Below are 11,527 nucleotides of genomic sequence, written 5' to 3' on the forward strand. Positions count from 1 at the left end.
GGGACCCTAACATCTCCAAAGAATACTCCTTCACCGACACCGCCCTGTTCGAGTTGGGCCTGTTCGCCTGGTTCAAGGACAACGCCGAGCGGATTCGGCGGGGGGAGTGGTAGTCATGGCTTCTACGTGTCGGGAGGTGGTGGCGTAACAGACAGCGGGACAAGGGCCGGCGATAATCGGGCAGGTCCTTGCGCCAGAGCCCTTACGGTTCCCCCAACATGGATTGTACAGATTCAGAAGATATTCGAGGTGTGTCTCGGGCATGGGTAACTATCCGTATTGCGTGGAGAATCGGACCGTTTGCCAAATATGAGCATTTTTGTGCAAATAATCGATATTTTGTCAAATTCTGTTTTGAGAATAAAGACTCAGACAGAGAAAACAGTGAAAGGCTTTGTTCTGCAAGCAGTGCCTTCCGCCCTCGCCTTCAATCCCTTCGTCAGTCCTGCCACTGCTCCGGAAAATCGAACGAAAGCTGCCGATGGTGCTTGATGGCCAGCAGGTAGAGTGCATCGCCGCGCCGCGCATAAAGAATCAGGTAGTCGCCGCGCACCAGTTCGCGCAGGGCAGCCCCTGGGCCGAGGCGCTCCCGGAGTGTCCCGGCCAGCAGGGCAGCTTCGCGGGTGGAGGGATGCCGACGGAAGAAGTCGGTCCCGAGGTCGGGGAATTGTTCGAGAGCAGGGATGGCCTGACCGAACAGATCATCGAGCAGAGCGGCAAAGGCGGCCGCTGCTTCGACCTCGCGAAGAAGGGCTTCGATGCCCTCAAGGTTGCGGGCGAAGTGGCGGGTGGCGCGGATGGTGGCGCGCCTCATTCCTTGCGACCGTAGCGGGACTTGAGTTCGGCCACCGACAACAACTCGCCCGCCTCGACGTCATCCCAGCCACGGGCGGCCTCCTCAAGAAGGGTGAGGTGGATATTTTCCCGCTCCAGGCGGTGGTAGTAGTCAAGGCGGCGCGCATCGATCAGGGCCACGTAGGCCTTGCCGTTACGTGTAATGATCTTCTCCCGCCCCTGACAGACCTCTTCGGCAAGCTCCGTCAACCTCGCCCGCATCTCCTTGAGCGGGACAATGTCCTTGCTGGTGATCGACATGTTGGCTCCCAGGCTTAAAGTTACATCTATAAATTAACCGATTCGTGCAACTCCGACAAGCACCAACTTGACGGCACCAATGCCCCCCATCCGCACATTATCTAAAAAGGTTGGTCAAGGGTTGCGTCTGTCAGACCTGACAATAGAAGGCCCTATTTCAGAACCCAGACAGTAGTTCCGGCCTTCTCGTCGGCCCAGTTACTAACAGGCTATGCTGATGCTCCATTAAAATAGCTGCATCAGCTTTGCCAACAGACAATCCTGCCCAGAGCAGGACAATCAAGACAACCATTTGATTTCTCTAGATTTTCACAACTTTCAACATCAAATTTCATAACAATTCAACTCCCTCAAATCTTCACGGTCTTGTAGAGAAAATTCTTGAATTTGAAAAATTGCCGCTGGTCTTCCTGGCTGCCGTTGGGCTCGGGGCAGGCCCGCAGCAACTCCGCTATCTGGGGCATGGTGGTGGCGCCCTGGCCGCGCGCCAGGTCGAGGACGGCGGTCACCACGTCCCGCGAAATGCGCTTTTCACTAAAGGGCTGATGCAGGCCGGCCCAGAAATCCGTTTCGCCCTGCAGGATGCGTTCGAACAACTCCCGGGCCACCTCGGTGGTCAGTTTTTCGGTGGCCTCCCGGTCGCGCCGCGGACCCAGGGAGTCCAACACCCGGGCCATGTTGTCCTCGGTGATGACCCGTCCCTTACTGCTGAACAGGGCCCGCACCAGAATGGTCCGCAGCTCGCGCATATTGCCGGTGAAATAATGCCGGGACAGCAGTTCCTGGGCGGCCCGGCTGAGCAATGGGGCATCCTCGTCGCTGTCCTCCGGCTTTTTGTAGACCCGATACAGCTTGCCGAGGAAATGCATGGCCAGATCGGGAATGTCCTCCCGGCGCTCATTGAGGGACGGCACCTCGATGGCCAGCTCCGAAAGCCGGTGATAGAGATCCTCGCGGAACTTGCCCTCGCGGATCAACTGGCCCAAATCGCGGTTGGTGGCCGCTACCAGCAGCACCCGGGCATAACGGGTCAGGTTTTCGCCCAGCCGGACAAAGCCGCCGTTATCGAGAAAGCGCAGCAGCTGCACCTGGGTTTTCGGATCTGCGTCGCCGATTTCGTCCAGGAACACCAGTCCGCCATGGGCCTCCTCCAGGATGCCCTTGCGGTCGGCATGGGCGCCGGTAAAGGCACCGCGCTTGTGACCGAACAGTTCGGAAAAGGTCAACTCACCGCTGTAGGCGGCGATATTGGTCTTTTTCACCGGCAACTCGTTCTTGCCGCTGATCTTTTCCTGGTACATCTCGTTGAGGCGCGAATAGAGGCTGTTGAACATGAATTCCTTGCCGCTGCCCGTCGCGCCGGTGATGAGGATGGAAGGCAGCCCCAGGGTCGCCTCGCGCACGTCGCTGTTGAACCACATGGTGATGCGGTTGAACAGCGGCGGCGTAACCTGCTGGATGAACTCCACGATCTCGTTGGCCTTGTCCGAATTGCCGATGATGTTGCCGAGCTTGTAGGACGATACGTTGGGATCCTTGTAGCCGAAATCGCTGCCGAGGCGGTTGACCTCGCCGGTCAGCTTCTCGATATAGAGCAGATCCGAAACATGGCGGGCAATCATGCGGCTGATGATCTGCAGGATGCGTTTGTGCTCGTCGGTGAAGTAATAGGGCTTCAGGCTGTCCAGGCACATGACGGCAATCACCTCGTCATCGCAGATCACCGGCACCCCCAACTCGCTCTTGATGATATCGGTAATCTCCCGGTAGAAGCCACCGTTGCGCTTTTCCTCGGCGGAATCGGCCACCAGGTAGGGCCGCCCGGTTTGGGCCACATAACCGGTCAGACTGCGCTCCTCGGGGGGCAGTTCGGCGCCGCCGACGCGCAGGGGCGGAATATGCTTTTTGAGGCGCTGCTTGCTCTTGGCCCCCACCAGTTTTCCATCCGGCTCCTCCACCACCAGCCAGCGCTCGCCCTGGCCCTTGCGCACCAGGGCGATGCTGCCGGTATCGGCGCCGATGAGTTCCGTGGCCTTGGACAGCACCCGATTGAGGAAGGGCAGCAGGCCTTCGAGCTTTTCGTTGAGCAGGTCGTTGATCTCCGAGAGCACCTTGATCTCCATGTGCTCGTCGCCGATTTCCTGGATGACCCGCTGGGCCATTTCCGCGTGGGCCTCCAGCAGGCCTTTTTCAAAATCGCTGAAGCGGTGGGTGCCGCGGGTATAGTAGTTGACCAGGCAGATGACCCGCCGCGTGCGGGGGTCATAGCGCGGCACCACGTATAAAGACTTCAGGCCCAGTTCCTCGGTCAGGTAGCGTTTCTGCAGCAGTTCCCCGGACAGGGAGGGAAAATACAGGGGATCGAGGAGGGTGTCGTCGACGATGACACCGGCGCTGTTGATGTAGCGCGACAGCAGGGATTTACCGGGGCCGAGATGAATCAGGCGCTGATTTTCATAGGCCTGTTGGTCTTCCAGCACGTCGGCGTAACTGGCCAGAATCTGCAGGCACTCCTCCCCGCTGTCGGGCCCGACGGGGGTCGGGACCAGCACCGCCGCCAGGGCCAGCTTGTCGATGAGACGCACGGCGGACTGCACCATGCAGAAGGCCGCCTCCTTCTTCTTGGCTTCGTCCACCCAGCGCGCCAGGACGATCTGCTGATGATACAGGCGCGCCTGATCGATGGCCGGCATGACGCCGTCGATAAAGCCCCGCAACTGCCGGGCCGGGGCATCGGCCAAAACCTGCTCCTTGCGACTGCTGTCGACGCACAACACACCGACTGCCCGGCCGCGGTGCACCAGAGGCAGATGACAGGTGGCCCGCAACCCGAAGCGCTCCGCCATTTGGCGCATGATCAGATTGTCCATGGCGGCGGCGTCGCCAATCTGCAGTTCTTCGTGGGTGTGATAGACCTGCGAGACGGGAAATTCCGTGGTGTTGATGGGGAAGGTTCGCTCCCGGATCATTTCCGCCTGACGACCGGTGGCCAGGGCGCAGATCAGGGTGCCGCTGGTCAGATCTTCCAGGTAGATGCGGCAACTGTTGCGGCCGGTGACCAGATGCACCGCTTTGACCAGGGCATGGAGAATGTCGTCCAGGCACTCCTTGCCGAAACCGTTGATGCGCGCGGTCAAAAGATTCAACTGGGCACTGATGAAGGGATCCATGCTGCCTCCGCATATTGAGTATATTTATTACACAGGGAGTATAGAGCCAAACCGGAGCCCCTGTCAAAAGATCCTGCCTCGGCCCGGGCATTATTTGCTTGAACCGGACCGGCAATGGGGGTAGGTTGCAGACCTTTGATACCCGTTACTATTCAGCAGCGATGGAAAAGGGGCTACACCCTCCACACCGAGGACCGCATGAACCCATCCCTGGGGCTTGGTCGACGCCATCCGGGCGCCAGATACCCTTGGCGTAGGCGCCCCGAGCCCCTTTTCTGAACAGTTATCCATACTCAAACAAGGAGGATCGCCCATGGGCCTGCTGGCCAATACCGTGAGCATCTGTCAGTTCACCGTGGTCGGAGCATTGCCGGCCGATAATCTGTTGGAATGGGCCGGGAACCGCCTCCAGCAGCATGCTTTTCAGAGCATCGAAGGCGGCAGCGAGGAACAGTCCGTGGGCTGGGTGCAGCTGGACGACTTCGAGGCGACGGACTTCGCCCTGCCCGGCAGCTACAGCCGCGACCACTATCTGACCTTCAGTCTGCGCCGCGACCGGCGCCGGGTTCCCGCAGGATTGCTGAAAGCCCACCTGGAACGAGCCGAACAGCAGTTTCTCGCCGAGCACCCCGGCCTGCAACGGGTGCCCAAGCCGAAGCGCGAAGAGTTGCGCGAGGCGGTGCGCGGCGCCCTGCTGGCCCGCACCCTGCCGGTACCGGCCACCTTCGATGCGGTCTGGGACACCCGCACCGGCCGGCTGACCCTGGCCACCCTCAACAGTCAGGTGGTGGAACTGTTTGAAAACCTGTTCAAGACCAGTTTCGACGGTTTGCGCCTGATCGCCGTACATCCCATGGCGCGGGCCGCCGGCCTGCTGGACGAGGCCGGACGCAGCGCCCTGGCCGCAGCCGATCGGGCCGCCAGCGACGCGGTGCTCGAGCAGATCCGCGACAACCTCTGGCTGGGCTGGGATTTTCTGCGCTGGCTGGTGGATCGCACCCTGGATGCCAGCGGCCGCTACCGGGTGCAGGCTGACGGGCCGGCTCAGGCCGGAGAGGATTTTGTCGCCTACCTCAACGACCGCCTGGTGCTGTCCGGAAGCGGAGACGAGGGCCTGCAGAAAATCACCGCCGCCGGCCCCCAGGACCGCTTCGACGAAGTCCTGGCTGCTTTGGAGACGGGCAAATGCATCAGCGAGGCCACCCTCTACCTGGAGAAGGGGGAATGGCAGTGGAAACTGACCCTCAAGGGAGAAACCTTCCAGTTCGGCGGCTTCCGCTGCCCGGGGGTGAAGCTGGAAAAGGACGACCTGGTGGATAAGGATACGGAACGGCAGGCGATATTTCTGGAACGCATGTATCTGCTGGAATCCGGTCTGCAGTTGTTCGACAGTCTGCTGCTGGATTTCCTTCAATATCGGCTTGGTGCCGACTGGCAGCCGCCGCTGACCGGCAGCGATGCCGACGCGGCAATGCCCTGAGGGATTTTACCCCGTCAACGAGAAAGCCGCGGCCAGAGCCGCGGCTTTCTCGGGAACAGGTTTGACTGGGGACGGCTTCTACAGGCCTCTCAGCATCACCTGCGGTACATACTGCCGCGCCAATTCCGCCAACTCCTCCAACTGGGCCGCCGTATAGGGCGACACCTCCCGCCAGGCGGGATCCATGCAGTAACGCGGCACGAACTGCTGCAGCACCCAATTCGGGGCCCCCTGGATCAGGGCCCCCAGTTGTTGCAACTCCTCCGACCCGACCAGGCCGGGCACGCAGGTGGTACGGTACTCCACCTCCACGCCGCCCCTTTGCAGCAAGGCGATGGATTCCAGTAACGCACCTGGGTCGACCGGTCCGTCATGCAGTTCCGTGTAGCGCGACGGCGCAGTCTTCAGGTCCAGGGCAATCCGATCCGCCAGCCCTTCCCAGATGACCTTTTTCAGCACGGTCGGCTTCAGACCGTTGCTGTCCAGCTTGACCAGCAGGCCCAAGGCTTTGACGCTGCGCAGCAAAGGCAACAGTTGCCGGCTCAGGGTCGGTTCACCGCCGGACACCACCACCCCGTCGATAAAGCTGCGGCGACGCTCCAGTTGCTCCAGAAGCGCCGCCAGCGGATAGTCTTCCAGCTCTCCGGCATCCTGCACCAGAGCCGGATTATGGCAGAAGGGGCAACTCAGGTTGCAGTCGCCGAAAAACACCAGGGAGGCGATATGGCCGGGATAATCCAGCAGGCTGGTCCCCTGAAAGCCCTTGACGCCCATGGCGGATCAATCAGCGGGCTGGCGCTGGTCGAGGACGAACTCGCGGCGGTCCTTGAACTCCTCCTTCTTGCCGCGGTTCCACTGCTGGACGGGGCGGAAGAATCCGCACACCCTGGAGTAGACTTCGGTTCGCGCATCACATTTGGTCGCCATGGATTACCTCCTTGATATTGGGCCAAAAACCGTCAGGCCGCGGCCGTTTCGAGATGATGGGGGCAGCAGAAATGCTCGCCTGAAATGTAGCCGTGTACCGGGCAGATGGTAAAGGTCGGACTGAGGGTGAAATAGGGCAAACGGAAGTTCTCGGCGATGCGCTGCACCAGCAGCCGGGCGCTGCGCCAATCCTCGAGGCGTTCTCCAAGAAAACCATGGAACACCGTGCCCCCGGTATAGAGGGTCTGCAGAGCATCCTGATGCAGCAGGGCCTCGAAGATATCGTCGGTGCTGCCCACCGGCAACTGGGTGGAATTGGTGTAGTAGGGCTCGTCCTGGCCGGCAGTGATGATATCCGGGTAGCGCTTGCGATCCTGACTGGCAAGGCGGAAACTGGTACCCTCGGCCGGGGTTGCCTCCAGATTGTAGAGGTGACCCGACTCCTCCTGGAACGCCTCCAGCTGCAATCGCATGAAATTGAGGGTTTCCTCGGCCAGGGCCTGGCCACGCTCGCTGTCGATGCCGGCGCCGATGAGATTGAGGCAGGCCTCGTTCATGCCGATCAGGCCGATGGTGGAAAAGTGATTGGCCCAGTACTGGCCCATGCGCTCCCGAATTCCGGACAGGTAAAACCGGCTGTAGGGATACAAGCCTTCCTCGGTCAGGCGTTCGAGTTGCTTGCGCTTGATCTCCAGGGATTGGTAGGCCAGCCGCATGAGCCCTGAAATCCGGGTAAAAAACCCTTCCTTGCCGTCGGACAGATAGGCAGCCCGCGGCAGGTTGAGGGTCACCACCCCCACGGAACCGGTGAGGGGATTGGATCCGAACAGACCGCCGCCGCGCCGCCGCAACTCGCGATTGTCAAGCCGCAGCCGGCAGCACATGGAGCGGGCATCCTCGGGATCCATGTCCGAGTTGATGAAATTGCTGAAATAGGGAATGCCGTACTTGGCGGTCATCTCCCAGATGGCCTGGAAACGAGGGCTTTCCCAGTCCAGGTCCGGTGTAATGTTATAGGTCGGGATGGGGAAGGAGAAGATCCGACCGGCGGCATCACCGGCCATCATCACCTCGCAGAAGGCGCGGTTGAAGAGATCCATCTCCTCCTGAAACTCGCCATAGCAGTCATCGGTCAGCTGGCCGCCGCAGACCACCGCCTCATGGGCCAGGTTGCGCGGCGGAACCATGTCGAGGGTAATGTTGGTGAACGGGGTCTGAAAACCGACCCGGGTCGGCACGTTCATGTTGAAGATGAACTCCTGGACCGACTGCTTGACTTCCCGATAGGTCAGCTTGTCATAGCGGATGAAGGGCGCCAGCAGGGTATCGAAGTTGGCGAAGGCCTGGGCCCCGGCCGCCTCGCCCTGCAGGGTGTAGAAAAAGTTGACCACCTGCCCCAGGGCGGTACGAAAGTGACGCGGCGGACCACTTTCAATCTTGCCGTAGGCCCCGGAAAAGCCCCGCAGCAGCAGATCGCGCAAATCCCATCCGCAGCAATACACCGCCAGAGTGCCCAGATCGTGGAGGTGAAAATCGGCATTGCGGTGGGCGTCGGCGATTTCTGCCGGATACACCTTGTTGAGCCAGTAGTTGCTGGTGATGTTGGCCGCAATGTGATTGTTGAGGCCCTGCAGGGAATAACCCATGTTGGCGTTTTCATTGACCCGCCAATCCTCCTGGGTCAGGTAGGAATCGATGGCGTCGATGGATTCCTTGATGAATTCCTTGGTCTGGCGCAGGGTTTCCCGCTGCTTGCGATAAAGGATGTAGGCCTTGGCGGTTTTGGCGTGGCCCTTCTCGATCAGGATTTTTTCCACCAAGTCCTGGACGTTTTCCACCGTCGGCACCCGGCCGCCCTTGTAGATGACTTCCAGAATCCCCACTACCTCGCGGGCAATCTGGACCGCCTTGTCCATGTCCGTGCCGTTGACCGCCTGCACCGCCCGCTTGATGGCGGTGGCAATTTTATCCTGCTCGAAGGGTACCAGCCGGCCGTCCCGTTTGCGTATGTACTCGATCATCCCCTGCCTCCTGCTGATGGAATTGCAACGCCTGTGAATGTAGCACAGCAAGCAGGGCTGTCAAGGGCAAAGAACACTATATCTGGGGAATTTTGTCGGAAGCAAACACAACATATTGTGCAAAGCCCCTGAACAGGCTGTGAATAGCTCGTGGATAAAAAGCCTCTGCCGGTGTCCCGCAGGGCGCCGGCGGCCAGGAAATTCGGGCAGATATTACTCAGGATTTCATCAGCAGCATGGCCAGCACGGCAAGCACCACCCCGGCCAGTTCGCGCGGCGCAAGACGTTCGTGGAAGACCACCAGGGAAAGCAGAATGGCAACCACGAAATGCAGTCCCGTAAGGGGGGCAATGATGGCCAGGGGACCGACGGCGAGGGCCGCCAGCAGGGCGTAGAAACCAACCAGGTTCAGAGCAGCCATGGCCAACCCCAGAAGCAGGGCCGGGCGCCAGGAGACCTGGCGGGCCGCTCCCAGTTCCCGGCGACGCAGCAACAGGGAACCAGCGGCGCTGACGGAATAGGACACAGCCATAAACCCGAACTTGTCGACCCCCAGGGCGGCGAACTTGCTGGAAATGGTCGCCACCGTGCCGGCCAACAGCGCCAACAGGGCCAAAAACAGGCCGCGCCGGAAACGGGCCTCGGATGACTGCTTCGCCGCACCGCGCCGGGGGGCATTCAGCAGCATGACCGCCATGGCCAGAACGATACCGGCCGCCTGGCGCAAGGAGAGGGGATCGCGAAAATACAGCAGGGAGAAAACCGCTGCCAAGACGGTACTGAGACGGGTGGAAGTGTAAACCGTGCTGGCCGGAAGGAGCTTGAGGGCCTCAATGGAAAAAACGGCGCTGCCCAAAAAGGACAGACCATTAATGATCCCCCAGCCGAGCAGTGCCGGGGTCGGCGACGAGGCCTGCGGGTCGGCGAAAAAAAACAGCCAACTGACCAGAGCAACGCCGCCCATGAAGGTCAAGGTGGTGAGAGCGGTGCTGGCATCCCGCTCCGCGGCCACCTTGTAAAGAAAGCGCTGCAGACCCAGAAACAGCAGGGCCAGCAGCGCCATCACGAACCAGGGAGCCATGCGCGCGTCGCTCCGAAAAAGTTACTGATAATAGTTCTGCAGCAGTTGCACCACGCTCTCGGGCAGCAATTCCGGTTGTTCGCGATGCAACATGGCCAGGGCGGACACGACAAAATAGCCGTGCCCGGCATAGAGCTTGCCGAGGCTCTTTTCAGTCAGGGGCAGCCAGTTCACCCGCCGGGCATCGCTGCCGGCCTGCAACTCCAGCGCCGCGCCCGTGGTCTCATCCAAGTGCAGATGCCGCACCGTGGTTTCGATCCAGGCATGGTCCGTGGTCCGGGGATCGTCGACAAAGCCCCGATAGATAAGGCGCCCCTGACCCATTTCCAGGGTCACCCCGGTTTCTTCAGCCAGTTCCCGCACCAGGGTGCGGGTTGCCTCTTCGCCACGATCAACCATGCCGCCGGGAATGGCCCAGAGGCCGTTGTCGCGGCGCTGCACCGCCAACAGTTCGACATCGCCGAACTTGCTGTTGAGGCGCGTTACGATGGGATCGGCGGCGAAATTCGGTCCCCACTTGCCAAGCAGGCCGCGACCGGCGATACCGCAGCGGCCGCGCGGATTCAGGGGTCGTCCCTGGGCGTCGAAAAGCAGCGGGCCCTCGAAGCTTTCCCGGGGCAGTTCGGCAACCAGGGCGATATCCTCCGGATCGGCCCAGCCGGCGGGGTTGATGCTGACGTCGTTGGCCAACACCGTTTCCGCGACAAAATAGGGCGGCTCATAATCCGGATAAGGCGTATCCCAGTCCAGCAGGTCGTCGGACACCTTGATCCGCCGAGGATAACCATCCGGCCATTCGAACCGGGCGCGGAAGGGTTCGACATGCACCTCCAGGTTGCCTTTCAACCAATCCCGGCTGCCTTCGGTACCGCCGGTGGCGAAGACACTTGGCCAACCGCCGGGGCATTTCGATTTCTTTTCCATATGGTCTCCAGTTACATTGCGATTCAAAAACGGATGATCACCACCGGTCAGGCCAGGGCCGCCCGGATCTTCGCCAGATCACTTTCGTCAGGCTGCCAGATGTACGGATTATGGTAGCCTTCGCCCAGATCTTTATCCGTATGGCGAATGGATTCGGCCAGCTTTTCCTGATCGACATAGCCGTCTTTGTCAATCCAGACATATTGCCCGTAAACTTCCAGCACCTCCGCCTGCCCGCCGGCCTTCTGTATCATGGCGCCGATAATTTTCAGGCACCGGCCCTGGTACTGCGGCAGGGGCACGATACGTTCCACCGCACCATCGAATTTGTCCTTATCCAGAGGCTCCAAGCCCCCCTGTTCGTCGACCACGAAAAGCCGGATTTCAAGATCCATGATGTGTTGCACTCCTTCCAGAACATTGAGATATGGCGCCCCGAAAACTCTGCAGGGCCCTGAATGACCACCGGTTCCGAAGGCTTGTCGGGTGCTCGGACCAGCCAGCTACGGCAGGGTATAGCCGGTCTGACAGGCCGGGCAGCGAACCGGCTTGCCGGACAACCGTTTGGGATAGGCGATCTTGCGACCACAGCGTCCGCAGCGGACCATGGCCACATCGGGACGTTCGGGTGAGGCCGGCAGGGGCAACAGCACCGCAGCAGCCTCCGCCTGGGAAGCAACCGCTACCGATGGTGCCGACGACGGAGCGGTTTCCGGTTGTCGCTCCTCCTCGGAATCGGCCGCGAAAGGTTCTTCCAGCGCCGGTTCTTCCAGCGCCGGTTCTTCCAGCGCCGGTTCTTCCAGCGCCGGTTCTTCCAGCGCCGGTTCTT

At 60.7% G+C, this 11,527-nt stretch carries 8 protein-coding genes and 2 pseudogenes; 1 reads left to right on the plus strand and 9 read right to left on the minus strand.

Features of this window, described 5'->3' with window-relative positions:
- Positions 1-439: 439 nt before the first annotated feature.
- From JQN68_RS12250 to JQN68_RS12260, 3 genes are all read right to left on the minus strand, one after another.
- Positions 440-814, minus strand: coding sequence for a type II toxin-antitoxin system RelE/ParE family toxin (locus tag JQN68_RS12250; RefSeq protein ID WP_225073778.1), 375 nt, complete (start codon positions 812-814; stop codon positions 440-442).
- Complete coding sequence (locus JQN68_RS12255; RefSeq protein WP_225073779.1) at positions 811-1,095, minus strand: type II toxin-antitoxin system Phd/YefM family antitoxin; 285 nt, start codon at positions 1,093-1,095, stop codon at positions 811-813. The genes JQN68_RS12250 and JQN68_RS12255 overlap by 4 nt, the downstream gene beginning before the upstream one ends.
- Before the next feature lie 350 nt (positions 1,096-1,445).
- Complete coding sequence (locus JQN68_RS12260; protein ID WP_225073780.1) at positions 1,446-4,265, minus strand: GPMC system transcriptional regulator; 2,820 nt, start codon at positions 4,263-4,265, stop codon at positions 1,446-1,448.
- A 313-nt stretch (positions 4,266-4,578) separates the two neighbouring features.
- Between JQN68_RS12260 and rdgC the strand changes: the two genes are divergently transcribed.
- Positions 4,579-5,745 carry a recombination-associated protein RdgC gene (rdgC, locus tag JQN68_RS12265; protein ID WP_225073781.1) on the plus strand — a complete coding sequence of 389 codons (1,167 nt, stop codon included), beginning with the start codon at positions 4,579-4,581 and terminating at the stop codon, positions 5,743-5,745.
- Between the two features lie 78 nt (positions 5,746-5,823).
- On the opposite strand, the gene JQN68_RS12270 is transcribed toward rdgC, so the two are convergent.
- The 6 genes and pseudogenes from JQN68_RS12270 to JQN68_RS12300 form a co-directional block, all read right to left on the minus strand.
- Positions 5,824-6,519 (minus strand): anaerobic ribonucleoside-triphosphate reductase activating protein, encoded by a 696-nt coding sequence (locus JQN68_RS12270; protein WP_249621216.1) that lies wholly within the window; start codon positions 6,517-6,519, stop codon positions 5,824-5,826.
- 6 nt (positions 6,520-6,525) lie between these two features.
- A pseudogene (locus tag JQN68_RS12280) lies at positions 6,526-8,693 on the minus strand (ribonucleoside triphosphate reductase).
- Positions 8,694-8,910: 217 nt separating this feature from the next.
- Entirely contained in the window at positions 8,911-9,774 is an 864-nt protein-coding gene (locus JQN68_RS12285) for an EamA family transporter (protein ID WP_225073800.1), read from the minus strand.
- A gap of 21 nt (positions 9,775-9,795) precedes the next feature.
- The gene (locus JQN68_RS12290) at positions 9,796-10,698 is read right to left on the minus strand and encodes an ADP-ribose pyrophosphatase (protein WP_225073801.1); all 903 of its coding nucleotides are present in this window, start codon (positions 10,696-10,698) and stop codon (positions 9,796-9,798) included.
- A 47-nt stretch (positions 10,699-10,745) separates the two neighbouring features.
- Positions 10,746-11,093 (minus strand): hypothetical protein, encoded by a 348-nt coding sequence (locus JQN68_RS12295; protein WP_225073802.1) that lies wholly within the window; start codon positions 11,091-11,093, stop codon positions 10,746-10,748.
- A 108-nt stretch (positions 11,094-11,201) separates the two neighbouring features.
- Positions 11,202-11,527 (minus strand): annotated as a pseudogene (locus JQN68_RS12300) (hypothetical protein); the annotation flags it as partial.

Origin of the sequence: Desulfuromonas sp. CSMB_57 (genome assembly GCF_020194955.2) — a bacterium.
In the GTDB taxonomy this organism is placed as follows: domain Bacteria; phylum Desulfobacterota; class Desulfuromonadia; order Desulfuromonadales; family Syntrophotaleaceae; genus JAFCIY02.

Coding starts and splice junctions, on each gene's coding strand:
- JQN68_RS12250 (WP_225073778.1), bottom strand. CDS start 814: ATGAGGCGCGCCACCATCCGCGCCACCCGCCACTTCGCCCGCAACCTT.
- JQN68_RS12255 (WP_225073779.1), bottom strand. CDS start 1,095: ATGTCGATCACCAGCAAGGACATTGTCCCGCTCAAGGAGATGCGGGCG.
- JQN68_RS12260 (WP_225073780.1), bottom strand. CDS start 4,265: ATGGATCCCTTCATCAGTGCCCAGTTGAATCTTTTGACCGCGCGCATC.
- rdgC (WP_225073781.1), top strand. CDS start 4,579: ATGGGCCTGCTGGCCAATACCGTGAGCATCTGTCAGTTCACCGTGGTC.
- JQN68_RS12270 (WP_249621216.1), bottom strand. CDS start 6,519: ATGGGCGTCAAGGGCTTTCAGGGGACCAGCCTGCTGGATTATCCCGGC.
- JQN68_RS12285 (WP_225073800.1), bottom strand. CDS start 9,774: ATGGCTCCCTGGTTCGTGATGGCGCTGCTGGCCCTGCTGTTTCTGGGT.
- JQN68_RS12290 (WP_225073801.1), bottom strand. CDS start 10,698: ATGGAAAAGAAATCGAAATGCCCCGGCGGTTGGCCAAGTGTCTTCGCC.
- JQN68_RS12295 (WP_225073802.1), bottom strand. CDS start 11,093: ATGGATCTTGAAATCCGGCTTTTCGTGGTCGACGAACAGGGGGGCTTG.